Source organism: Clostridium sp. AUH-JLR23 (genome assembly GCF_964238065.1).
GTDB lineage: Bacteria > Bacillota_I > Bacilli_A > Erysipelotrichales > Coprobacillaceae > Allocoprobacillus > Allocoprobacillus merdigallinarum.
Window position 1 is genome coordinate 41606 of the sequence record NZ_CAXSKY010000015.1, and the last position, 23244, is coordinate 64849.

Annotated in this window: 25 protein-coding genes and 6 tRNA genes; 5 read left to right on the top strand and 26 right to left on the bottom strand. The window is 30.5% G+C overall.

Annotated features, from left to right (window positions below; translation table 11 throughout):
- Positions 1-83: 83 nt before the first annotated feature.
- From ACESR5_RS08590 to ACESR5_RS08645, 12 genes are all read right to left on the bottom strand, one after another.
- Positions 84-449: a hypothetical protein gene (locus ACESR5_RS08590; RefSeq protein WP_373155105.1), complete on the bottom strand. Its 366-nt coding sequence runs from the start codon at positions 447-449 to the stop codon at positions 84-86.
- A gap of 374 nt (positions 450-823) precedes the next feature.
- Positions 824-897 (bottom strand) — tRNA-Gly (locus tag ACESR5_RS08595).
- Between the two features lie 7 nt (positions 898-904).
- Positions 905-980 (bottom strand) — tRNA-Lys (locus tag ACESR5_RS08600).
- A 3-nt stretch (positions 981-983) separates the two neighbouring features.
- Positions 984-1059: transfer RNA gene (locus ACESR5_RS08605), tRNA-Gln, on the bottom strand.
- A gap of 7 nt (positions 1060-1066) precedes the next feature.
- Positions 1067-1150, bottom strand: a tRNA-Tyr gene (locus ACESR5_RS08610).
- 5 nt (positions 1151-1155) lie between these two features.
- Positions 1156-1231, bottom strand: a tRNA-Thr gene (locus ACESR5_RS08615).
- Between the two features lie 5 nt (positions 1232-1236).
- Positions 1237-1312, bottom strand: a tRNA-Val gene (locus ACESR5_RS08620).
- 104 nt (positions 1313-1416) lie between these two features.
- Positions 1417-2574 carry a PucR family transcriptional regulator gene (locus ACESR5_RS08625; protein ID WP_087297072.1) on the bottom strand — a complete coding sequence of 386 codons (1158 nt, stop codon included), beginning with the start codon at positions 2572-2574 and terminating at the stop codon, positions 1417-1419.
- Positions 2575-2899: 325 nt separating this feature from the next.
- Positions 2900-3589, bottom strand: a complete 690-nt coding sequence (locus ACESR5_RS08630; protein WP_373155106.1) for a DUF3784 domain-containing protein — start codon at positions 3587-3589, stop codon at positions 2900-2902.
- An 11-nt stretch (positions 3590-3600) separates the two neighbouring features.
- Positions 3601-3783 carry a hypothetical protein gene (locus tag ACESR5_RS08635; RefSeq protein WP_289527669.1) on the bottom strand — a complete coding sequence of 61 codons (183 nt, stop codon included), beginning with the start codon at positions 3781-3783 and terminating at the stop codon, positions 3601-3603.
- Positions 3784-3905: 122 nt separating this feature from the next.
- Positions 3906-4547 (bottom strand): DUF3887 domain-containing protein, encoded by a 642-nt coding sequence (locus ACESR5_RS08640; RefSeq protein WP_373155107.1) that lies wholly within the window; start codon positions 4545-4547, stop codon positions 3906-3908.
- Positions 4540-4887, bottom strand: coding sequence for a PadR family transcriptional regulator (locus ACESR5_RS08645; protein ID WP_087245637.1), 348 nt, complete (start codon positions 4885-4887; stop codon positions 4540-4542). Before ACESR5_RS08645 ends, ACESR5_RS08640 begins: the two co-directional genes overlap by 8 nt.
- A gap of 121 nt (positions 4888-5008) precedes the next feature.
- Here ACESR5_RS08645 and ACESR5_RS08650 point away from each other — a divergent pair, with 121 nt between their 5' ends.
- Positions 5009-5647 (top strand): DUF2371 domain-containing protein, encoded by a 639-nt coding sequence (locus ACESR5_RS08650; protein WP_373155108.1) that lies wholly within the window; start codon positions 5009-5011, stop codon positions 5645-5647.
- A gap of 28 nt (positions 5648-5675) precedes the next feature.
- Here the strand turns inward: ACESR5_RS08650 and ACESR5_RS08655 are convergent, their stop codons facing one another.
- The 11 genes from ACESR5_RS08655 to ACESR5_RS08705 form a co-directional block, all read right to left on the bottom strand.
- Positions 5676-6758: a metallophosphoesterase gene (locus ACESR5_RS08655; protein WP_373155110.1), complete on the bottom strand. Its 1083-nt coding sequence runs from the start codon at positions 6756-6758 to the stop codon at positions 5676-5678.
- 50 nt (positions 6759-6808) lie between these two features.
- A complete protein-coding gene (locus ACESR5_RS08660) occupies positions 6809-8257 on the bottom strand; it encodes a methyltransferase domain-containing protein (protein ID WP_087245631.1) in 1449 nt (482 codons plus the stop codon).
- 43 nt (positions 8258-8300) lie between these two features.
- On the bottom strand, positions 8301-9161 hold the full coding sequence (locus ACESR5_RS08665; protein ID WP_373155111.1) for a hypothetical protein: 861 nt from the start codon (positions 9159-9161) through the stop codon (positions 8301-8303).
- Between the two features lie 14 nt (positions 9162-9175).
- Positions 9176-9829 carry a sporulation protein YunB gene (locus ACESR5_RS08670; RefSeq protein WP_373155113.1) on the bottom strand — a complete coding sequence of 218 codons (654 nt, stop codon included), beginning with the start codon at positions 9827-9829 and terminating at the stop codon, positions 9176-9178.
- Between the two features lie 51 nt (positions 9830-9880).
- Positions 9881-10417 (bottom strand): 5-formyltetrahydrofolate cyclo-ligase, encoded by a 537-nt coding sequence (locus ACESR5_RS08675; protein ID WP_129738818.1) that lies wholly within the window; start codon positions 10415-10417, stop codon positions 9881-9883.
- Positions 10410-11816, bottom strand: coding sequence for a Fe-S cluster assembly protein SufB (gene sufB / locus ACESR5_RS08680; RefSeq protein ID WP_087297061.1), 1407 nt, complete (start codon positions 11814-11816; stop codon positions 10410-10412). The genes ACESR5_RS08675 and sufB overlap by 8 nt, the downstream gene beginning before the upstream one ends.
- Positions 11817-11819: 3 nt before the next feature.
- Positions 11820-12257 carry a Fe-S cluster assembly sulfur transfer protein SufU gene (sufU, locus tag ACESR5_RS08685; RefSeq protein ID WP_373155115.1) on the bottom strand — a complete coding sequence of 146 codons (438 nt, stop codon included), beginning with the start codon at positions 12255-12257 and terminating at the stop codon, positions 11820-11822.
- The gene (locus ACESR5_RS08690) at positions 12241-13470 is read right to left on the bottom strand and encodes an aminotransferase class V-fold PLP-dependent enzyme (protein ID WP_087935943.1); all 1230 of its coding nucleotides are present in this window, start codon (positions 13468-13470) and stop codon (positions 12241-12243) included. Before ACESR5_RS08690 ends, sufU begins: the two co-directional genes overlap by 17 nt.
- 1 nt (position 13471) lies before the next feature.
- Positions 13472-14398, bottom strand: coding sequence for a SufD family Fe-S cluster assembly protein (locus tag ACESR5_RS08695; protein WP_087297059.1), 927 nt, complete (start codon positions 14396-14398; stop codon positions 13472-13474).
- Between the two features lie 4 nt (positions 14399-14402).
- Entirely contained in the window at positions 14403-15206 is an 804-nt protein-coding gene (sufC, locus tag ACESR5_RS08700; protein ID WP_087297058.1) for a Fe-S cluster assembly ATPase SufC, read from the bottom strand.
- A gap of 142 nt (positions 15207-15348) precedes the next feature.
- The gene (locus tag ACESR5_RS08705; protein ID WP_087245613.1) at positions 15349-15432 is read right to left on the bottom strand and encodes a YjcZ family sporulation protein; all 84 of its coding nucleotides are present in this window, start codon (positions 15430-15432) and stop codon (positions 15349-15351) included.
- A gap of 218 nt (positions 15433-15650) precedes the next feature.
- Between ACESR5_RS08705 and ACESR5_RS08710 the strand changes: the two genes are divergently transcribed.
- The 4 genes from ACESR5_RS08710 (at position 15651) to ACESR5_RS08725 (ending at position 19048) form a co-directional block, all read left to right on the top strand.
- On the top strand, positions 15651-16628 hold the full coding sequence (locus tag ACESR5_RS08710) for a peptidylprolyl isomerase (protein ID WP_373155116.1): 978 nt from the start codon (positions 15651-15653) through the stop codon (positions 16626-16628).
- Complete coding sequence (locus tag ACESR5_RS08715) at positions 16628-17485, top strand: hypothetical protein (protein ID WP_373155117.1); 858 nt, start codon at positions 16628-16630, stop codon at positions 17483-17485. The genes ACESR5_RS08710 and ACESR5_RS08715 overlap by 1 nt, the downstream gene beginning before the upstream one ends.
- Before the next feature lie 53 nt (positions 17486-17538).
- Entirely contained in the window at positions 17539-17943 is a 405-nt protein-coding gene (locus ACESR5_RS08720) for an HIT family protein (protein WP_087245607.1), read from the top strand.
- 73 nt (positions 17944-18016) lie between these two features.
- Positions 18017-19048 (top strand): glycosyltransferase family 4 protein, encoded by a 1032-nt coding sequence (locus ACESR5_RS08725; RefSeq protein WP_087297055.1) that lies wholly within the window; start codon positions 18017-18019, stop codon positions 19046-19048.
- Positions 19049-19072: 24 nt separating this feature from the next.
- Here ACESR5_RS08725 and ACESR5_RS08730 read toward each other — a convergent pair whose 3' ends face one another.
- From ACESR5_RS08730 to ACESR5_RS08740, 3 genes are read right to left on the bottom strand one after another with little or no spacing between them, the layout of a single operon-like run.
- Complete coding sequence (locus ACESR5_RS08730) at positions 19073-20020, bottom strand: 3'-5' exoribonuclease YhaM family protein (protein ID WP_087245603.1); 948 nt, start codon at positions 20018-20020, stop codon at positions 19073-19075.
- A complete protein-coding gene (locus tag ACESR5_RS08735; protein WP_373155119.1) occupies positions 20013-21998 on the bottom strand; it encodes a glycosyltransferase in 1986 nt (661 codons plus the stop codon). Before ACESR5_RS08735 ends, ACESR5_RS08730 begins: the two co-directional genes overlap by 8 nt.
- A 4-nt stretch (positions 21999-22002) precedes the next feature.
- On the bottom strand, positions 22003-23025 hold the full coding sequence (locus ACESR5_RS08740) for a lysylphosphatidylglycerol synthase transmembrane domain-containing protein (RefSeq protein ID WP_087297120.1): 1023 nt from the start codon (positions 23023-23025) through the stop codon (positions 22003-22005).
- Positions 23026-23244 lie beyond the last annotated feature (219 nt).

Below are 23244 nucleotides of genomic sequence, written 5' to 3' on the forward strand. Positions count from 1 at the left end.
CACTTCTTTTTTTATTCCTATCATTTCACAATAAAAAATGTTCTCTTTGAAAAGAGAACAAAAATTAATAAATAGATCACACCTTAGTTATTATTTTGATATATGACAGTATACTCATCAGGTTCATCTAAATGATATTGCCTTATCTCTTTAATATGCTTGTCTGAGTTGTCAATTGTGTATTGATATCCTGAAGATTCCCCTGATAATAACGAAAAATATGCTTCAATTCTATAAATACCATCATCTATTTCTTCTAGCTCAGCCTTCTTAAAATAACCTACCGAAGTTCCTGAACTCATCTCTATGACAATATTTTCATTGGAAACTTCGACGTTATTTTGATTTACTGCAACCATATAAGTCGTTTTCTGATCTATAAAAACAAGAACCACCATAAAAACCAATAGACAAACTATAAAACATATGATCTTTTTTAATTTTAACATTGACCATCCCACCTTTCTTTTCAATTATCATTTTACTTCCAGTTCTATTGGTTTACATCTTAATGACTTTTCTAATATCATTTTATCAAAATATAACAATCATCTCCAGAATTACATAAGATAAAACTTCATTTTACATAAAAACATAACAACAATCAAACAATTCAAATCATTAAGGATACCTTAACATTTATTAATATGACTTTTATACAAATGAAATAATCTATTAGAAAACTATAAATTTAATAGATTAACTTGTTTTTCAATTAAGTCTTTTTACATCTATACTTTTTATAAATAAAAAAAGATACCAAACAGAATTGTATAATTTTGCTTGATATCTCATATTTCATCAAAGTTTGTGTTCATTCAATTGGAGCGGGTGATGGGAATCGAACCCACGTAGTCAGCTTGGAAGGCTGAAGTTCTACCATTGAACTACACCCGCAAAAGAATGGTGACCCGCAGGCGACTCGAACGCCTGACCCTCTGATTAAAAGTCAGATGCTCTACCTACTGAGCTAGCGGGTCAAATGGCTGGGATAGCTGGATTCGAACCAGCGCAATGACAGAGTCAAAGTCTGTTGCCTTACCGCTTGGCTATATCCCAACAGAAATGGTGGGGAGGGGCGGATTCGAACCACCGAACCGAAAGGAACTGAGTTACAGTCAGCCGCGTTTAGCCACTTCGCTACCTCCCCGTATATGGTGCCGGCTAAAGGACTTGAACCCTCAACCTACTGATTACAAGTCAGTTGCTCTACCAATTGAGCTAAGCCGGCATAAATGGTGGAGGTTAACGGGCTCGAACCGCTGACCCTCTGCTTGTAAGGCAGATGCTCTCCCAACTGAGCTAAACCTCCAATTTCTAGTGCCCTCTTATAATAGCATACGACTATGAACACGTCAAGAAAAAAAATGAAAATAAAAAAGAAACAGAAATCATGTCTCATTTTTCTGTTTTCTTCTATTTCATCATTTTAGCAATATAAAAGGCTATCATATAAGGAAATTTTTCTTCAAAAGTTGCAAGTTCACAATTTAAAAGTGTTTTTATTTTTTCAATACGATAATGAACAGTATTACGATGCGTATATGTTGATCTCGCAATTTTTTGTGGACTTCCATCATATTTCAAATAATAATATAATGTTTTTTCTAATTCACTATTATGTTTTTGATCATATTGAATCAATGTATCTAATAAATGATGATACATATCAGATAATATTTTTTGATCCTGTATAGAAAATAAAATCTGATAAATACCCATATCATCAAAACAAATAATATTTTTTTGAAACATTCTGGCAAATGTTACTGCTGATAAAGCGCGTTGATAACTTAAATTCAATTCTCTGATATCTTTTAATTGGGTACCCATTCCAATATGCAAAGCAGATACTCTCATTCTATTTTTAGCACGATGATACATGGACTCCACTAATTGATAAAAGACCTTTTGAGATAAATTATTGACAATCAGCACATAATATCCATCATACCAAAAAAAGCTATAGGGACACTCTATTTTTTCAAAATAGAGCTGTAATTGTAAAGATAATCTTCTTCTTTCAATTTCACTATACTGACTGGCGTCCTCAATATCTATCAACAAAACCTGAAAATCTCCATCTACATCAAAACTACGCATTAATTCATTCCTATTTTCTTCAATAGTGCGTGGATCACTAAAAATATTTTGAAAATACTGTGTAACCAAATAATCCTCTTTTTGCGAAAACAAACAACGCATACAAAAATCTTTAATCAGGTCAACCATATGAATATGCCATGGTGAAATTAACAGCGGAAAATCATTGTTTTCACAATAATCAAGAACATCTTGAGGAACATCAAAAATATACTTTCCAGTATTAATAATAAGCCCGACACTATGATACTTAACCAAATATTCTACAAGGTTTAAAAGTGCTCCTTCTTTTTGAAATCCTAAACCACTTGTCACAATCAATTCTTTTCCCCACAATTGTTGAATTGTCGTTGTATCTTCAATAAGGTGAACCCAGCTCATAGCATTGGCACACCCTTTTTGTCCACATAATAGTGTAAGCTGATATAATTCTTTGGTTTCATTCAATGCATCTTCTATTGTAAATCCCATCATCTCACCTACTTTCTTTTATTATACTCTTCTTTTGTGCAATATGCACAAAAATCAATCATCATATTTAGATTCTCAGACCCTTTTCTTTTACATAAAAAATCATATAATAAAAGTGTAAAAAATGATCTATTATCAAAGGAGGGTCTTTTCATGAATGTTTCTTATAATTATTTCTTATTAGCTCACAATTATGAAATTTGTCCTTCTTGGATAAAATGTGAGCATTACTTCAACTGTGCTAGTTTTTCAAAATTATTCCCTTTTTCAAAATTTCATCTATTTAACTAGCCAAAAAAAGCAACGTGAGATAACGTTGCTTTTTTTATGAACTTAGTTGATTATAAATATTTTGAGTCTGTTTTTCATTTTCTCCACTCACAACAAAAATTTCATTTTCTGTATAAATAATAACATAGTGTGAGCTATGCGTGTATGCATAAAGATGATAATTCCCAAATTCATCATTATAATATCTACCCGCTTCAACAACTGCATTATTGATACCATTTTTCTTACGACCAATATCAAAATCATCACAATATTCTACTTTTAAAATATCATCATAATCAATTTTTGATGATGATACAAAAGTTCCTGATAATTGAACACAGTCATCATTATATTCTATATCAATATCACCTATAAACATAACACCCATAATAAAAGCTCCCAAAATAACAGTAATCAATACCCCTATTCCTATAGACATTTTCGTTTTCTTTTGATTACGCTCTACACTGGCATACTCACTGCCAATAAAAATAATCGCCATTCCAACAATAAAAGTTCCTATCATTATATATAGTCCTATATCTTCTAGCATAAACAAAGAAAACAAGCCACAAGTCATAACAAGAAAACCTAATCCTACAATACGACATAATTTCTTTTCATTATACTTTGCTTTTTCTTTTTCACTAGCAGTGTTATAACCAGCAATCAAAAACGATCCTTTTCCCATTAATAATAAGATGGATATTATTAAAAATATGATAGATATCACAAGTCCCATTCTATCGCCTCCTAAAAGATACCATGATTATACTTCAATTGAGCATAAAGCATGATTCCAACACCCGCTATTATGCCAATAACCATGAATATTTCACCCAACACAAATAAACGTAATAAACGAGCTAAAAGATTCATCAAACAACCCAAACCACATATCAACATACCTACTCCCATTGTCTTTGAATATGACATCAGATTCTCTTGTTCTATTTTTCTTTTATGATAACTATGAACCAACGAAACATTTCCTTTAAAGTGTGCATACGCAAAAACAAAGCATGTGATTGACATTAACAGATAACTTATATTCTCCATCATTTCATATATAACCCCATTAATTCATAATTTTCATTAAAAGTTATTGTGTATGTTACACTACGCTGTTCATATAATGCAACAACTTCTCCCACAACACAAATATCATTGTTTTGTTTAATTTCTGTATATCTCTGACTTGTTATACGTTGATAATCTCCCAAATCTCCTAACGATAAAATTGATTCCTTGAGAAGACTTTCTGACATGGATTCTTTCATTTTTTCATCACAATTTTCAAGTATAGCTTGTATGTCAAGATGTGATATATCTAAAATTGTTTCTTCCATATGCTGTTCAACTGTTTTTTGATCAAATAATCCAGATGTTCCTAATGTCTGATACTCAGGAATAAGAGAACGTACCAATAAATAGACACCTAAAATCAATACAGCGACAACACCCATAATAATGCCAATTATTTTTTTATAAGAACGACGTGTTTTCACACCCATGTTTTCATTAAATTCATGAGCCAATTCTTTTGGTGTCCCCATTCTTTGAATGACTTCTTCAAATGATTCACCATTTTTTAATGCCATTTCAATGTCATTTTCTAAATCCAATTTAATTTTTTTCTTTTGTTGTTGAGAACAATTTAATAATCTGATAACTTTTTTTATATATTTTTCTTTATTCATATTCATTCTCCTCTAATATCTCATTAACAACCATTGAAAAATTCTTCCATAATTGTTTCAATGCTTTGAGCTGTTCTTTCCCTTTATCTGTCAAGCAATAATATTTACGTGATAATTCTTTATTTTGTGGTGGCGTCCATTGACTTTCAACCAATTCATCATCCTCTAAACGATATAAAATAGGATAGAGTGTTCCTTCTTTCATTTCAAACATACCATGACTTTTTTCTTTCATATACATAATCATCTGATAGCCATACATCCTTTCTTGTGAAAGAAGCTGTAAAACCAAAATTTCTAAAATTCCTTTTTTTAATTGTCTTTCATATCTTTCATTCATTCAATCAGCTCTTTTCTATTTAGTATTACTAAATATATTTTAATACATAATTAACTATCATACAATATAAAGTTAATATAAAAGTCATAGAAAATGTTCATACTATATACAGGTGATAAAAATGGTAAAAAAATTTACATTTGATGATGAAGATGATGACTTTGCATACGATAATGATTTAAAAGAGCAAAACAATGATTATCATGATGATCTTAATAGTGATCTTCATAATGATTTTGATGAACATCTTCATGACACTTCTCATGAAGATCCAAAAGAAACTGAATATATCAACTCTCATTCAACACAAAATAAACCTGTTTCTAAAAAACAAAAACCAAGAGCCAAAGTTAAGAAAAAAACAAAAAAGAAAACTAAACATTATACAAAAGTCATTAAAGAAAAAAAGAAACATTCGTTTCTTTCAAAATTCTTTTTATTTCTATTTATTATCGTTATTATAATAGCATTATGTCTTGCTGGTTATGTTGGCTATCAATATTATATGAAACAACAAAATGAAATCGAACAATTACAACAACAGATTCAAGAACAATCTTCACAAAATCAACAACCTTCACAAGACCAACAATCTCAACAAGATATTCAAAATCAAGATCAGGAAGAGAATTCTCAAGAAGACAATCAGGTTCCAGAAGATACCACACCATCTCAAGATCCTGTACAAGAAGAAACTGATGACACCACTCAAGATATACCTAATGAAGATCATTCATCAACACAAAATACAGCACCATAAAAACCAGTTATCCAAGGATAGCTGGTTTTTATGGTTGACTTTGAATATTTATAATCAGATACTCTGATTGAGAGCCTGTACGCAACGGATATCCCCATCCTGCAATACCTGAAGATACAACAACTTGCATGTGTGATAATTGACGATAGCCATAATTCATTTCACCAAATCCAAGCCATTCACTCAAGATGCCAACAGGAAACATTTGTCCACCATGTGTATGACCTGAAACTTGTAAATCAATTTGTAATTGATTGTTTGTATCTAGTTCCACAGCCTGATGATCCATCAACAACAAAAAATCATCCGAGGAAACATTCTGTAATAAGTCTGAAGTTGAAACACGCTGATGACTACGATCATCTCGTCCAATCAATGTGATTTCATCCTGAATACGGATACTATCATCACATAAAATATGGATATTATTTTGTTCAATGGTCTGTTTTAATATTTCAGGCGTAAAAGCAGGTTGACTTGCATATAATGCCTGATCATGATTTCCATAAACATAATAAATACCGTATTGATTTTGAATGGTTGATAAAGCCTGGAAAGTTTGCTGCATTTGCTGCAAAGTTGTTCGTTCATCAACAATATCTCCACCTAATAAGACAAAATCAGGATTTTCTTTTGAAATGTCATTACAATATTGTATCAATTCATTTTTATTCATAGTATTAGGAAAATGCAAATCACTTATAAATGCAACCTTATAATTTTTTGAAAGCTGTTTTTGTGTTTCAATCGTATATTGAACAGCATGAACATCTTTCATATTTATATATCCATACCCTAATAATATGCATACACATAACAGCGGAATGAGTCCTAAACGATAAATAGAATCAAGTATATGATTACTTTTCTTTCTATGTATCAACCACATGATCATATCAGTTAATAATGAAAAAGCAAATAAATGCAAAACAATGACTGCCCAAAAGCTAAAAAAGTTACGTGCTGGATAAACAAAAAGAACAGCTATCAAAAAACAAATGATAGATATAAAAATATTCTTTTGTGGATAAAAAAAGGAAATGATTCTTTGAAAATAAAAAGCAAAATAAATAATGACAGGAATCAAAAGCAATGAAAGTAAAGCAAACATGAACGACACACCTCCAAACTAGAAAAATAGAAAATAACCTACATTGTAGGTTATTTTAACTGCATAATAAAGAAATAAAACATATTTTTTCCTCGAGGAATTTCATAATGTTCGACAAGCGTTAAATATCCCTCTTGAAGTCTTAAATTCTTTCTAACTAAGGAAATTTCACTTGTGTAAAGAAAAACATATCCTTTAGGTTTAACTAAACGATGAATACGCTCAAAGAAGCGATCATAAAGTTCCTGCAGTTGCTGATAATCATTCATTTGTGGTAATGTTGGCATATCTGTAATGATCTCGTCAAACATTTCATTATTCACAAAACGTAATGCATCCTTATGCACAAAATAGATATTCTGTCCAGCAGCTTTGCTGTTCTTTCTGGCAGCTTCAATACCTTTACCAAAAACATCAATTCCCATCGCAAACTTTGCAGGAACGACATAATTTCTTTCTATCAATAATGTCCCACATCCAACAAATGGATCCAAAACTTTTCCATGGTCTTTCATATATGGTTTTGCAAGTTGAACAAGTGTTGCAGCAATATAAGGCTGCATAGAATTAGAAATGATTTCTCGACGATATTCAAAACGAGAACTTTTCAAATGTGTCAAACGCAAATAAGCATTAACCTTATCTTTTTTCATTTCTTTTAAAACAATTTCAATATCATAACCATCTGTTGTATTCAACAAGCGTTGTGGATATAGTTCAAATATAGCTTGTGAAACTTTTTTAATAAGAGTTGGATGTTTTTCTCTTGTTTCATCAGCCACTCTAAAATAAAAAATAGACTGATCATCATAAAGTTTATCTAAAATATCTTCCAAATGACATCGTTGAAAACCAGCCATAATGCTTTCTAAATCAATATTTAATCCAGTAGCACCAGACAAAGGAATCAACATATCACGATATGTTCTAATATTCAATAAATCATATAATGAATCACTACGAACCAATACACCTTGTGTAACAGGTTTGTATTTTAAATGCAACACAGATTCAAATAAGACAAACTGATAGTATGGCAATGATGTTAATACCACATCAACAGGTTCATGTTTTAATTTAATAATTTTACGTTTATGTACCTGATTTTTTAAAATCAGGGGATTTAATATCTTTAATTGGGCTTGAATATGTTTTGTCATTTCAGAAGCATGAATGAGCTTATTTTGAATCTCTTTGAGTCTGTTCATATAGCTACGACAATTATGACAAGATATACCTGCTAAATAAGCTTCTTTGACATATTCTGTTTTTTCTTTATCATAAGCATCTAATAATATATCAACCGTATCATCATACTTTCCTAATAATATGGCGCTATTTTTTCGAATCTTAGGATCTTCATGAGATAAGAATTCAATTAATGTCTGCTTGAATTGCTGATCTTTTTGAAGTAAAGAATCACATTGTTCTAATGATTTCAAACGAATCAATGACTCTCTTATATGTTCATTCTTTTTTATACTATTTATCAAATCCATACATACAACCCTCTCAATTAACTGTGCAATATTATACCATATTTTAACGATTTATCCAACTTATTTTAGGTAGAGTCACATAAAAAGATAAAATATGAAAAATTTGATAGTACATTTCTCGCTCCTGTTTCATCTGTTGATAAAAAAATGATGTCATTTTTTCATCAAGGTTTCCACAAAGCAGACAGTGAAAAAAGTGAGATGGATATAACATTCTGGCATAAAAATAAATAATTTCATAAACATCAAAATAATGCGATTCTAACAGTTGCTGGAGCTGTGAAAACGTCAACATCTGACTTTTCATTAAACAGGCAAGATGTCGCATACGGGTTGAAAAAATATATGAACATGGATTGATCAGTTCATATATATATTGAAAACCTGGTTGTGATAATGATAAAGATACTGGCAAAGTCGCCTGATTATCAATCTGTAATAAATAATTAAGAATATTAATACTATTCTCAGCTAATCCACAATAATAATAGATCAACGATAAAATATCTTGGTCATGTTTAAAACTATAAGCATAATCTTTTGCCTTTTCTCTGGCCTGGTCTATTTTACAGATCCATTGTTCTTTAATTTGTTGAACCTTCATTTTAGGAAATGGATAAATCATCATCGTTTGTTGAATATATCGTTCTATTGATAATGGTTCTTTATGATAAAGCAACAACACATAGTTTTGAGTCAAAAGTTCCTGATAAATATTTTTAACTATATCATAACCTTGTATACCACACTGATGCATTAAATAGCGATAATAATGATATCGATTTAAAAATTCATGAGGATCTGGAATATAGGATAAATAATAAAGTTGTTTCTCTATATAAAAGTAGCCCGTTGAATGAAGATGACAATCCATATGATAATACATCTTTAAAAAATCTTGCATAAACATTCTTCTTTCTATGATGAATAAACCAAAGGAACTTGTCCTTGAAAAATCTCTAATAAAATGGGAATAGAAATAACTTGTGTATGATATTGTTCAAAGAACGGATAAACCATCGCAATATTCATTCTAATTTCAATGGATAATTCTATCATGACATGATTCACACCATAATTTTCAATGTTTTTAACTATTGAACTTCCTACACTGGAAAGATGTTTATAATTGACAGGTATGCTAGGCAGTAAGAAAAAAGATGGTAAATGAAATAATGTATTCAATGATATAGAAGCTATAATTCCAGTCTGACTCACTTTTTCCACCCTTTTTTGATATGCACTTTCATCTTTTGCCTGATAACTTCCATCTTCAATTTGAGCATATGTTTTTTCAATATCTAAAACGATTTGTGATGCTAACTGATTAACTTTAATCATATCAAAATCTATCAATTCAATTTCATTATTTTCATTTCTTTCAATAATAACCAAATCATCATATTGTTTTTGATCAGTCATATAACAATGCGAAATAATAAGCTGATTGAAACGTTCAATTTCCATCTTTCCATAATCTTTTAATAAAGGAATAAGCTGAATATAAATGATTCCTAAAGTCACTGTTAAAAAGATACATATACAAGTGGCAATGATTATCCATTTTTTCATCATATTTCACCAAAATATTATATGTTTCTAAAAACAAAAAATGTCATATGACTATGACACTTCATGAATAATTTCATTTAATGGCTGATCAAATTCATCATAATCAATATGATCAACATATTGAAAAGAATAAGCCAAACCTATCTTATAACCTTGAAAATCTTTTTGAAAATAACGATCATAATAACCTTTTCCATATCCAACACGATAGTTATCCTGATCGTAAGCAAGTAATGGAACAAGCATGCAATCAATCTCTTGTGGGCATATTTTAACACAATTGAATGGTTCTAAGACATGAAAACATCCTTCCTGTAAATCATTGAAAGAATGGATTTCATAAAATTCCATTTCATTTCCAATAACTTTAGGAACACAAATTCGTTTTTCAGTCAAAAGTTTTTCAATCATGTTAAAGGTATCAACTTCACCTGGTAAAGATACATAACAACCTATGATTTTCGCTTCTTGAATGCGAGGATGGGATAATACTTTTGACAAGATATTTTGATTATATAAAGAAAACGTCTTTGGCGATAAAGCCTGACGTTTTTCTTTCATGATAGAACGCAACTTTTGTTTATCCAATGCTGTTTTCTCCCATATCTAATTTAATGAGCTGATTTAACTCTACAGCATATTCCATTGGTAATTCTCTAGAGAATGGTTCAATAAATCCCATGACAATCATTTCTGTAGCCTGCTCTTTTGTCAATCCACGACTCATTAAATAGAAAAGCTGATCTTCTGAAACTTTTGATACTGTTGCTTCATGTTCAATAATGGATTCGTTATTCATCATCATATTTGTTGGAACAGTATCACTCGTTGATTTGTCATCTAAAATTAAAGTATCACATTCAACCTTACTTTTAGCATTTGTCGCATTCTTTTGATGTCTCACTAATCCACGATAATTAACTTTTCCACCATTGCGTGAAATTGATTTAGAAATAATCTGACTTGATGTATTTGGTGCCAAATGAATCATTTTAGCACCTGAATCTAAAATCTGATGACTGTCAGCCACAGCAATTGTAATACATGTTCCTTTAGCCCCTTCACCAGCGAGTATACAAGTTGGATATTTCATAGTCACAGCTGAACCAATATTTCCATCAACCCATTCCATTGAGCCATTTTTAGCGACTTTAGCTCGTTGTGTGACTAAATTATAAATATTTTTAGACCAGTTTTGAATCGTTGTATAACGACATTTTGCTCCTTCTAAAACAACAATCTCAACAACTCCTGCATGTAAGGAATCTTTAGAATAAGATGGTGCTGTACATCCTTCTACATAATGGATATCTGAACCTTTATCTACTATAATCAAAGTTCTTTCAAACTGAGCCATTCTTTCACTATTAATTCTAAAATATGACTGTAAAGGCTTATCAAGTTTAACTCCTGGTGGAACATATATAAATGAACCTCCAGACCATACAGCTCCATTCAAAGCAGAAAACTTGTTATCATTATAAGGAATGACAGTATCAAAATATTTCTTAAAGATTTCAGGATATTCTCTTAATCCACTATCAATATCTAAGAAAATAACACCTTTTTCTTTAACTTCTTCTAACATATTATGATAAACAACTTCTGATTCATATTGTGCTGAAGCCCCAGCTAGAAACTTTTGTTCAGCTTCTGGAATTCCTAATTTATTAAATGTATTTTTGATTGTTTCAGGAACCTCATCCCACTTATCTGATAAATGATCACTTGGTCGATTATAATATGTATATTCATCAAAATTCATCTGACTCAAGTCAACACCCCATGTTGGCATTGGTTTTTCCAAGAAACATTTTAAAGATTTTAAACGATATTCTAACATCCACTCTGGTTCATTTTTTATAGCAGAAATTTCTCTGACAATATCTTCATTTAAACCTTTAGGTGTTTTAAAAACAGAAACATCTTCATCTTTAAAATCATAATCAGTATTCGTTGTAGGAATATCAATATCTATTGTTGCCATGATTTATTCCTCACTTTCTTTCATTAATGCAATAAGACCACTCCATCCAAGTGTAGCACATTTAATACGATTTGCCTGTTTATGTGTATTTTGAAAAGCAATAGCCTCTTCCAAAATATCAGGATCATAATCCTTTTCATAAATCATATTCATATAATTATCAATAATTATTTGTGCTTCATCTTTGGTTTTTCCTTTAACCAATTCACTCATAATAGAAGTCGAAGACGTACAGATGGCACATGCTTCTCCATCATAACGAACATCTTCAATCTTATCACCATCAAACTTCACCTGAATATCTAAATTATCAATACAGGTTTCTGAATTCATATTAATTTTATGGTAAGAATCATCATCAACAAGACCACGATTACGTGGGTGTTCATAATGATCCATAATAATTTCTCTCAATAATTGAGGATCATTTAAAGAATGCATCTAAAAAGTCATCTCCTTTTTTACATACTTCAATAAAAGCATCTATCTCTTCTTTGGTATTATAAAAATAAAATGAAGCGCGTAAAGTTGTTGAAACTTTTAAAAATTCATCTAAGATTTTAGCACAATGCTGTCCAGCCCTTATAGCAATTCCATAACTGTTAAATAAACTGGCTGCATCTTGTGAAAAGACACCCTTAATGTTAAAAGCTATAGCGCCCTGTGAATCTGGATTATAAATATCAACATTATCTAATTGTTGCATTTTTTCAATGCAATATTTTCTCAGTTCCAATTCATAACGATGAATATTATCCATGCCAATACCCATCAAATATTGAATAGCTGCGCCTAAACCAATAGCCCCTTCAATATGAGGTGTTCCTGCTTCAAAACGATATGGAGGATTTTTTAATGTCACAACACCACAACTATTATAACGTGAATTTGATCCTCCACCTAATCGTGTTGGTTGCATATTTTTTAAAAGCTCATATTTACCATATAGCACCCCAATACCTGTAGGCCCACACATTTTATGTCCTGAAAATGCTAAAAAATCAATATCCGTTTTTTGTACATCTGTCACCTGATGGGGAACACTTTGAGCTCCATCCACGACTACAACAATACCGCGTTCATGGGCGAAATCACATATTTCCTGCATCGGTGCCTGATATCCCAATACATTTGTGACTTGAGCCACTGCAATGACTTTCGTTTTATCAGTCACAGCCTTTTTCACATTTTCTAAAGTTAATCGTCCTGTTTCATCTAAATCAATATAATGCACAACAGCACCAGTTATACGAGCTACATCAAACCATGGTAAAGTATTAGAAGCATGTTCAGCAACTGTGATTAAAATTTCATCTTCTTGTTGAAGATGAGTCAATCCATAACCATATGCAACCATATTCAATGAATCTGTTGAACCAGAAGTAAAAACAATTTCTTCTTTTCTTTTTGCATTGATAAATTGTTGAACAATTTCTCGACTTTTTTCATAGTGCTCATCTACCTCGTGAGATAGATCATAATCACCACGATGAGCGTTACCAGAATAATTTGTTAAATAATCGCAGACACTGTCAATAACAATCTGTGGTTTTAATGTTGTTGCGCCATTGTCTAGATAAATCAATGGATGTCCTTGCATCGTTTTTCCATTTAACATAGGAAAATCTTTTCTTACCTGATATACATCAAACATCTCAGGCACCTACCTTTGATAAAGACTGTTCAAAATGTTTTTTAATCATGTCATTATCAATAACCTCTACAACAGGCATTAAATAACCATAAGTAATCAATTGCATGGCCTGTTTTTTTGTTAAACCTCTACTTTGTAAGTAATAAAGATGTTCTTCATCCATTTTTCCTACTGCTGCTGCATGAGAAGCCTGAACATCATAATCATCAATATACAAATAAGGATTTGCACATGCATAGCAAGATTCATCAAACATCATAATTTTATTTGTCTGATGTGCAGAAGACCCATGTTGTCCTTTGGTAATCGTTCCAATACCATCAATAACTAATCGTCCTTTATCTTTCACAACACCATAATTATCCATCTGACCATAAGTCATAGGTTGATTATGTTGAATTAAAATTTCATAATGTTTATTTTCCTGATTCTTAGAAAGAATTGCCGTTCTGACTTTTGCGTTGGCTTCTGGTCCATCTAAATAAAAATGATAGCGACCTTCAAATGCATCATCTGACAGTTCTGAATAACCATACTGACAGTTAGCATATGCCTGTAAATAAACATCTTCCAGACTCTTGGCAGACTCTGATAAATTTTCACTGAAAGCATGAACAGTAGCTCCTTCATCCAGTTTCATTGTTTTATGTAACGTACAATTTGATGAAAGAACTCTGATTTCAATCAGATTCACCTGACAATAAGCCTGAAAATGGATATCAATATGTAAATCTTCATCTCCTGCATAAATCATATAAAAAGTGAGTGGCTTTTTATTTTGAAACATTAAAACACCATCTTGAAACAATACATCTTGAGGCAAGCGGGTTTCAATAGATGATTGTGATGAAAGAATCATATAGTAAGATAGCTGATCTTGCTGAAGATCAATAATGGGCTTAATCTTTGATAATAATTGTGCTTGCATTCTTTTATTGTCCTTTTTTACCACAAGCTTCTAAAATAATAGGTTGTCTTTCGTTTTGTTCGATATCATAACCTAATTCTTTTACCCATTCATATCCTTCTTGATCAATCTTTTCAACCAATTCATATCCACCACTCATAACGATTTGTCCTTGAACAAGAACGTGAACATGTGTTGGTTTTACCAATTCAAACATTCTTTCATAATGAGAAACCATAATACATCCAAACTCATCACTACGCATTGAATTGATAGCTCCAGCAACGACTCTTAAAGCATCAACATCTAAACCAGAATCTATTTCATCTAACAATGCAAAACGTGGCTGTAAAAGCTTCATTTGCAAAATTTCATTACGTTTCTTTTCTCCACCTGAAAATCCTTCATTTAAATAACGATGAGCTAAGTTTTCATCCATTCCTAATTCTTCAATGTTTTTATCTAACGTTCTAATAAATTTAAATAAAGATATTGGTTCATCTCTTTTAGCATTTATCGCTGCTCTTAAAAAATCAGAATTTGTTATACCAGGGATTTCCTGAGGATATTGCATTCCTAAAAACAATCCAGCTCTAGCACGTTCATCAACACTCATAGCTAAAACATCCTGTCCATCAAGTGTGATTTTTCCTTGTGTTACCGTATATTTAGGATGCCCCATAATAGTAGAAAGTAAAGTTGACTTTCCATTTCCATTTGGTCCCATAATCGCATGAACTTCACCAGTGTTTATTTCTAGATTTAATCCTTTCAGGATTTCTTTTTCTCCTACTTCAACATGTAAATTTTCTATTTTTAAAGTCGACATAAAATCGCCCCTTTCGAAGATATATTTTACGTAAAATGCCTGTTCAGTCAAGCAATACGATAATTAAATTTATTATATCCCATTTTTGAAAAAAACTTTCTAAAAAAAGACAGCAGATTGATTTTGCTGTCTTATCACTGCGTTAGCAGATTCCACAAATAATAACCAATAAAATAAATAAAACTAAAATGAGTGTAAAAGACCCTTGATGTGCTAACATATCCATTCCCCCTTTATATTGATTAAAAATAAGATGATTAATAAAATAAATAAAGCTATCGTAATCTCACTATGAAAACAATTCGAATTTTCTACCATCATGATTCCTCCTATACACACTATATATTATGGTAAAATCATCGTAAATTTTGTGTTCTTGCCTACAAAAGTTGAAAAAATCTAAAGATTGTGTATAATAATATTGTTTATACTAAGGAGGTTCTTATGAAACAAAAAAAGCTTATAAGTTTGGCACTTGCAAGCATTCTATTACTCAGTGGTTGTAGTTCAAAAACAGTCCAGAAAGATGGTAAAGATGTTGTTGCTTCAATTGATGATGTCAGTCTTCTAGCTGATGATTTATATCAGGATTTAGCTTCATCTACTCAAGGTAAGCAAGCTTTATTTTCGTATGTATTAGACCAGCTTATTCGTAATAATTTTCCAGCCAACGATGACATGGAAGAAAATGCTGATGAAATTGTTGAAAACATTGAAACAAACTATCAAAATCAATATGGAGATAGCGCTGAAGAAGAATTACAAAGCGCTTTAGAAGCATCAGGTGTAGAAGATTTAGATGAATATAGAGATTCTTTGATTCAATCTTTACAATATGTAGAATTCTTGAAAGATTATATTAATGATCATTTTGATGAAGTCTTTGAAGATTATTATCAACAAGCTTCTCCTCGTATGGTTCATATCATTAAAGTATCTATGAGCAATCCAGAAAATCCAACTAATGAAGAAAATGATAAATTAAAGGAAGTTCAGTCTTTATTAAAAACAAATAAAAGTTTTGAAGATATCGCCTATGATTATTCTGATGATGAAAATACAAAAAGCGCAAAAGGAAGTCTTGGTATTGTTGATGCTAATACGGATTTATCAAGTACCTATGGTGAAGAAGTGCAAACTGCTGCCAGAACACTAAAAGAAGGAGAAGTCAGTGAAGCTATTCAGGGATCAGATGGAGTTTATTTTGTAAAATGTACAAGTACTGATCAAGAATCAATTAAAAAAGAATTAAAAACTGTTGATGTTGATTCACCATTATTAACTTATGATGATTATATGGTTTATCTTGCTTTTAACACATATGAAATCAATTACCATGATGATACAATTAAACAGACTATTCAAGATATTGTTGATGAGAATTTAGATATTCGCAATGATTTAAGAAAGGAGAACTCATAATGAAAAAACTAATCATGTTGTTATTATGCGGTAGTTTATTGTATGGTTGTTCTTCTTCAAGTTATAGTGTTCAAGTTTCTGATGCTCAAGATTCACTTATGAGTGGAAGTCAATTAGATATTACAAAACAAGATTATTTTGAATATTTATTAGATAATTATGGTGCTCAAGAAATTGTCACAACTATTCTTGATAATATTGCTGATAAAGAAATTACTGATCAAGAAGAAATTGATAAACTCGTACAACAAAGAGAAGATGAATATGCAGAATATGCTGATGGAGATTTAGAAAAATATGCTCAAAATCTTGGTTATGAATCAAAAGAAGATTATTTAAATGAATCTTTGATTCCTGAAGTTAAACAAGAATTATTACGTCAAAAATATATTGAAGAACATTTAGATGATTTAATTGCAGAATATCAGGTTTGCAGCATGAAAAAAATTGTTGTAGAAAAAGAATCTGAAGCGCTAGAAATCATTGAAAAATCAACTGATGAAAAAGCTTTTGATCAATTATTAGAAGATTATGGCAGTGATGGTGAAGATGCAGGCGTTGTCACAAAAAATTCTTCTTTAGATGATAATTTAAAAGATAAATTATCTGATCTTAATAAAGTAGAAAAAGATGGTGTTTACAGTCAAGCTATTAAATTAAGTGATGATAATTATGCTGTTGTTTATCTATATGATACTGCTCATAAAAATACGGATGGCACCGTTTCAGCACTTGCTAGTGATGGAGAGGTTCAAGAAAAAGCCGAAGGAGCTTATTTAAAGAAATATCATTTTGAAGTTCACGATGATTTATTAAAAACAGAAATTAAAGAGATTTCTGATAATTATTTGGAATAAGGCTTTTCCTTATTCCTTTTTTATTGTAAAATGAAATATAGGAGGTATGAAAAATGGATAACTGTATTTTTTGTAAGATTGCCAATCATGAAATTCCTGGTAAAATTATCTATGAAGATGATATTTGTATGGCTTTCCTTGATTTAAGCCAAACAACTGATGGACATACACTTGTTATTCCTAAAAATCATTATGCTCACATTTTAGAAGTTGACAGCCAAACTTTAGCACATATGATGGAAGTTGTTCAAAAGGTCGCATTACAGCTTCAAAATCAGCTTCATGCAAAAGGTTTTAATATAATAACAAATATGAATGAAGTTGCAGGTCAAACTGTACATCATTTTCATATTCATATTATTCCACGTTACAATCGCGATGATGGTTTTCAAGCTCACTATCAAGATCGCAGCCAAGATGTGAATTTAGATGATATTTATCAAAAAATAACAAAATAAGAGAAACAAGAGTTTGATAACTCTTGTTTTGTGTTTTTATATTGAGTAGAAAATTATCAAAAAGGAGAAGATTATGCATAAAATAAGAATTAATATGTTATCGAATGCTGATAAAGTTCGTGGTCAAGGTGTGGGGAGTGCTTATCTTGAACAAGTTGCTTTAGTTAAAAACGAGTTAAGTGATTATTTTGATGTTGTGATTAATGATTCCAAACCTGCCGATATTATCCATTGTCATACAATTTTACCTCAGTATCTCATGAAAATGAAAAGAAACAAAGGTATTAATGTTGCTTATGTTCATTTCTTACCAGATACATTAGATGGAAGTATCCAATTACCTCATTCAGCTTTAACAGTATTCAAAAAATACATTACTCATTTTTATAATACTGCTGATTATCTGATTGTTGTTAATCCTATCTTTATAAAGGATTTGGTACGTTTTGGAATTGATGAACATAAAATTAAATATATTCCTAATTTTGTATCTAAAGAAACTTTCTATAAACAGGAAAAAGAACATATTCAACAAACGAGATCTCAATATCATATTGATGAAAATGCTTTTGTTGTATTAGGAGTTGGACAAGTTCAAACACGAAAAGGTGTCAAAGATTTTATTGAAGTTGCTAAAAAATTACCTGATATAACTTTCGTTTGGGCCGGTGGATTTTCTTTTGGAAAAATTACTGATGGTTATGAAGAACTCAAGGAAATATATGAAAACCCACCTCATAATGTTCATTTTATCGGTATCGTTCCTCGTGAATCAATGAATGACATCTATAATATGGCTGATATACTATTTATGCCCTCATATAACGAACTTTTTCCAATGTCTATCCTAGAAGCCATTAATAGTCAAAAACCGCTTCTATTAAGAAATTTGGAGCTTTATCAAGATATTTTATTTCAAAAATATCTTGTTGCTGATGACAACGAAGGATTTATCAAAAATATTTTAAAACTGAAAAATGATCCTCAGTTCTATTCTCAATATCAAAACTATTCATATGAAATCAGTCAATATTATTCTAAAGAACATGTTAAAGAAATGTGGAAAGAATTTTATCTCGATATTGCTAAAAAAAAGAATTTATAAGTGATTAAACTTATAAATTCTTTTTTATTCATACATTTTTGGTTTATAAATCGTTCTATTCTCTAATGAAAAAATACGTTTTGAAGTTTCTCCAGATTCCAATGTATCTAAAGCTTTATTAAACATATTCATTCTGGCATCCATATTATCAATCATATGCAACATTTCTGCTTCTCTAATTTGTGGAAGTACTGGTGAACCATACTCATTTTTTCCATGATGAGATAAGATCATATGTTGTAATAATGTGACTTCTTCACCTTCAATATGAAGCTCCTGCGCCGCAGCATAAACCATGGATTGCGCAATAGAGATGTGTCCTAACATCTGTCCTTCAAATGTATAGCTTGGAACAACTGGTCCACTTAATTCAACTGTTTTTCCAATGTCATGAAGCAAAATACCAGAATATAACAAATCAGCATTTAATTCAGGATAAACATTCATTAAAGCATCAGCTACTCTTAACATAGACAATGTGTGAAAAGCTAAACCAGATACAAATTCGTGATGATTTTTACTGGCAGCAGGATAAACTTTAAGTTTTTCAAAATTATTTTCAAAAAGATGTTTCGTTAAAACATATAATTTTGTATTAGAAATACGCTGAATATATTGTTTTAATTCTTTCATCATCATTTCACTATCCATTGGTGCCTTAACCAAAAACTGAATTTGTTGTGAACGTTGATATGAAACATCATCAATAGATATAAGCTTCATTTGACGATCATCGCTATATTTAATAATATCACCTTTTGCTCTTACAACAGCACCTGTTTTTAAAGATTCAATATGTTCCTGACTGGCATTCCATAACTTGGCATCAATTGTCCCAGTATCATCTTGAAAAACAATACTCAAGTAATTACTTTTATGAGCACCATTTGTTTTTCCTAAAGTGACATGTGAAATCATTGCTGTAAATTCCACATTATCGTCACCACATTTCATATCTTTAATTTTAATCATTTTTGTCCTCCCATAATTGTTGAATAATTTCCATAACATCATCATATTCATAGCCTTTTTGAACTAAAAAAGTAATAATTTTACTTTTAAGAATATGAGATTGATATCTATTTTTATAACGATTATATACACGATAATATTCTTTTGTCAGTAAATTCATAGTATGTTCTTTAGGTATTGAAAAATCAAAATTTTCAATGGCTCTTTCCACTACATCTTGTGAAAAACCTTTATTAAACAATTTATTTCTAATATTTTGTATTAATGCGTATTGTGGTCTTGTGGTATTTTCATTATAAAGTTTTTGTACCAACTCCACAGCTTTATCATATTCCAAATCTTGGGAATATTCTTCCAAATACTCATCAATGATAAATGGTGAAACACCTTCTTTTTTGAGATGATAAATAATTTTGTTCATTCCCATTCCCAATCGTTTTGCCTTTTGAAAATAGTTTCTAGTGTATTCAGCATCATCAATAAGATTTTTTTGCATCAATAAATCCATTGTCATCTCTACTTGAATATCATCAAAATCTCCTTTATCCATAAGTTTCTTTTGCATTTTCGCATAAGTATAATCTTTATATGTTAAATACTTTAATGCCAATTTATAAGCTTTAGAAACTTGTTCCTGATCTTTTAAAGCATCTAGTTCTTCTCTATCTACAACTTGTCCAACAGATAAGCCATAACGTTCAATAACCTGTCCAGATAGACTCAATAGAATTTGATGATGATCAAATTGAAATGCAACAGTGTATAGATGATTATTTTCAGGAGTAATAGAAACAACTTTATAACAATAATGATGTTTTGCTAATGCCTGTTCATATGTACGTAGAATATGCTGATAAAAATTCTCACTACTATATTTTTGTGCATCGTTTCTCGCACAAGTAGAAAGTTGTGTTAAATCAGAATGATACATATGAATAATTTTCTCAACTAAATCTTGTTGGTCTTTAAAGAAATAACCATTATGACCATCGACAATAACACCATCCAGATTTTTGTCATATCTTGCTAAAACAGGTAACCCACTAGCCATAGCCTCAATAAAAGTCAGCCCCTGTGTTTCCGTTACTGATGCCGAAACAAATAATTGTGCTGCATGATAAAACGAAGGGACATACTCACTCTCTTTTGGTCCTGTAAAGAATATATGACTTTCTAATCCTTTTTGATGAACCAAAGTTTTTAATTCTTCAAGTTGTGGCCCACCGCCAACAATCATAAGACATATCTTATCTTCTTTTTTCACAATATCAGACATTGCATCTATTAAAATTTCAATACTTTTCTCAGGAGCAATTCTACCTAAAAAAATAACAACAAACTTATCCTGTAAATGATATTCCTGCAAAATCTGATCCACTAAACCTTGATTTTTATTTTCTAATGCAAATGCCTCTAGTTCCAAACCAGTTGGAATCACATGAATAGAATTAGAAATACCATATTTTCTCAATGCATCAGCTGTCTTTTGTGAAGGTACAATAAGCTCAGAACAGCTATTTCCATATATCTTAGAAATTTTTTCAATAATTTTTTTAGCCGCCTGATCCACAGCTTTTAAATTCCCAGGCGTAATATAATGAGAATAATCAGCCCACATTGTATGATAAGTATAACAAACTGGAATGTTTAAAATTTCACCAGCTATCTTCCCAAAAATACCTATCCCAAATTCTGTCTGAATATGAATAATATCAGGCTGGAATTCTTTTAATTCTTTCATACCTTTAAAAGAATAGATATTGGATGCACGATAACCATATAATTTTTTTAAATCAATACCAGGCAAACGTAATACTCCATCATCCTCATCAATATAATCACTATTATGAGGTAATATAGTTGTCACAACTAAAACATGATGCCCATGTTTTTTTAATTCTTTTTTTAGAATATGTGTAGATGTCGCTACACCATTAATATCGGGTAAATAAGTATCACTAAATAAAGCTATATTCATAAAATTACTCCAATCTCGTTCGATTTATTTCTTTATCAAGAGAAAAAACTAATGCTCCTATAATAAGTCCCATATAATATGACATAAAGCGCCATAAGAACATAGAAGAAGACACACCTACTGGTCCTAAAAAACTAAATAGTAAAAGATAAACACCTTCACTACCACCACTTGATCCAGGAATAGGTAAAAATGCATTAATTAAATATATGCATGAACAAAGTCCAATAAAATCAAAAAAATCATAAAATGATACATCTAAATTTAATGCCTTTGCACTAAAAAAAGGCATACTGTAAATAATAGTTAACTTAATAACATTACAAATACAAGAACGTATTAAAACTGGTTTATTACGTTGTAAAAGTCCTAATTGATTACGAAAATCAGATAAATATGTTTTAACTTTAAAACATGTCGATTCATAATCTTTAATAATACGAATTTTAGTTAAAAATTTAAGAATAGTATGTGTTAGAAAATTCTGTAAAGTTTTAGATTTAGCACCACCAAACAAAGCCGCAATCACAACAAAATTAATTAAGAATCCTAGCACAACCAAACTAAATATAGCAGGACGTTCTATAAAATACTGATATTTAAATATTAACACAATACCCGTATAAATAACAAGTACACTCTGATAACAAATAAAACACATCAATAAAATACTTGCAGAATACGTAGGAGCAATCCCTTGTTTATTAAAAATATACACTTGAGCAAATTGTCCACCACTTGCAAATGGTGTTATTCCATTAAAAAAAGTTCCACTAATAGCATTTATAAAAGATTGTTTATAGGTATAATCCTTTTTATAAAATCTACCAAAATATAACAATGAAAAAGCATCGAAAATATAATATAAAAACATGACAATAGCCATTGCTATAATCCAAGAAATCTTAGCATGTGCAAAAGCATCAACAACTTGTTTCCATTGATTTCCTATAGATAAATAAATAACTGTTCCACCAATCAGAAGAATAACAGCAATATTTAAAAGATATTTTTTCTTTCCTTTCATCATAGGCACTCATAATAATTGTAAACAATTATTAAATCCTCCCTTCTTAATCAATCTAAAACAATATTATATCAAAGAATAAAGGATATCTTTCCTATAATCATTTTACTACAAAAGGAAAGATAAGTGAATAAAAAAAGGGAGGGAATAGAATGACTATTCCCTCACATGGACTGGCAGCGTGCTATTTTCGCAGTTGCCTACTATCTTCGCCGCTGT

Bases quoted from the DNA above. Each gene is read 5' to 3' on its own strand.
- ACESR5_RS08590 (WP_373155105.1), bottom strand. From the start codon at position 449: ATGTTAAAATTAAAAAAGATCATATGTTTTATAGTTTGTCTATTGGTT.
- ACESR5_RS08625 (WP_087297072.1), bottom strand. From the start codon at position 2,574: ATGGGATTTACAATAGAAGATGCATTGAATGAAACCAAAGAATTATAT.
- ACESR5_RS08630 (WP_373155106.1), bottom strand. From the start codon at position 3,589: ATGGGACTTGTGATATCTATCATATTTTTAATAATATCCATCTTATTA.
- ACESR5_RS08635 (WP_289527669.1), bottom strand. From the start codon at position 3,783: ATGTCATATTCAAAGACAATGGGAGTAGGTATGTTGATATGTGGTTTG.
- ACESR5_RS08640 (WP_373155107.1), bottom strand. From the start codon at position 4,547: ATGAATAAAGAAAAATATATAAAAAAAGTTATCAGATTATTAAATTGT.
- ACESR5_RS08645 (WP_087245637.1), bottom strand. From the start codon at position 4,887: ATGAATGAAAGATATGAAAGACAATTAAAAAAAGGAATTTTAGAAATT.
- ACESR5_RS08650 (WP_373155108.1), top strand. From the start codon at position 5,009: ATGGTAAAAAAATTTACATTTGATGATGAAGATGATGACTTTGCATAC.
- ACESR5_RS08655 (WP_373155110.1), bottom strand. From the start codon at position 6,758: ATGTTTGCTTTACTTTCATTGCTTTTGATTCCTGTCATTATTTATTTT.
- ACESR5_RS08660 (WP_087245631.1), bottom strand. From the start codon at position 8,257: ATGGATTTGATAAATAGTATAAAAAAGAATGAACATATAAGAGAGTCA.
- ACESR5_RS08665 (WP_373155111.1), bottom strand. From the start codon at position 9,161: ATGCAAGATTTTTTAAAGATGTATTATCATATGGATTGTCATCTTCAT.
- ACESR5_RS08670 (WP_373155113.1), bottom strand. From the start codon at position 9,829: ATGAAAAAATGGATAATCATTGCCACTTGTATATGTATCTTTTTAACA.
- sufB (WP_087297061.1), bottom strand. From the start codon at position 11,816: ATGGCAACAATAGATATTGATATTCCTACAACGAATACTGATTATGAT.
- sufU (WP_373155115.1), bottom strand. From the start codon at position 12,257: ATGCATTCTTTAAATGATCCTCAATTATTGAGAGAAATTATTATGGAT.
- ACESR5_RS08690 (WP_087935943.1), bottom strand. From the start codon at position 13,470: ATGTTTGATGTATATCAGGTAAGAAAAGATTTTCCTATGTTAAATGGA.
- ACESR5_RS08695 (WP_087297059.1), bottom strand. From the start codon at position 14,398: ATGCAAGCACAATTATTATCAAAGATTAAGCCCATTATTGATCTTCAG.
- sufC (WP_087297058.1), bottom strand. From the start codon at position 15,206: ATGTCGACTTTAAAAATAGAAAATTTACATGTTGAAGTAGGAGAAAAA.
- ACESR5_RS08705 (WP_087245613.1), bottom strand. From the start codon at position 15,432: ATGGATATGTTAGCACATCAAGGGTCTTTTACACTCATTTTAGTTTTA.
- ACESR5_RS08710 (WP_373155116.1), top strand. From the start codon at position 15,651: ATGAAACAAAAAAAGCTTATAAGTTTGGCACTTGCAAGCATTCTATTA.
- ACESR5_RS08715 (WP_373155117.1), top strand. From the start codon at position 16,628: ATGAAAAAACTAATCATGTTGTTATTATGCGGTAGTTTATTGTATGGT.
- ACESR5_RS08720 (WP_087245607.1), top strand. From the start codon at position 17,539: ATGGATAACTGTATTTTTTGTAAGATTGCCAATCATGAAATTCCTGGT.
- ACESR5_RS08725 (WP_087297055.1), top strand. From the start codon at position 18,017: ATGCATAAAATAAGAATTAATATGTTATCGAATGCTGATAAAGTTCGT.
- ACESR5_RS08730 (WP_087245603.1), bottom strand. From the start codon at position 20,020: ATGATTAAAATTAAAGATATGAAATGTGGTGACGATAATGTGGAATTT.
- ACESR5_RS08735 (WP_373155119.1), bottom strand. From the start codon at position 21,998: ATGAATATAGCTTTATTTAGTGATACTTATTTACCCGATATTAATGGT.
- ACESR5_RS08740 (WP_087297120.1), bottom strand. From the start codon at position 23,025: ATGAAAGGAAAGAAAAAATATCTTTTAAATATTGCTGTTATTCTTCTG.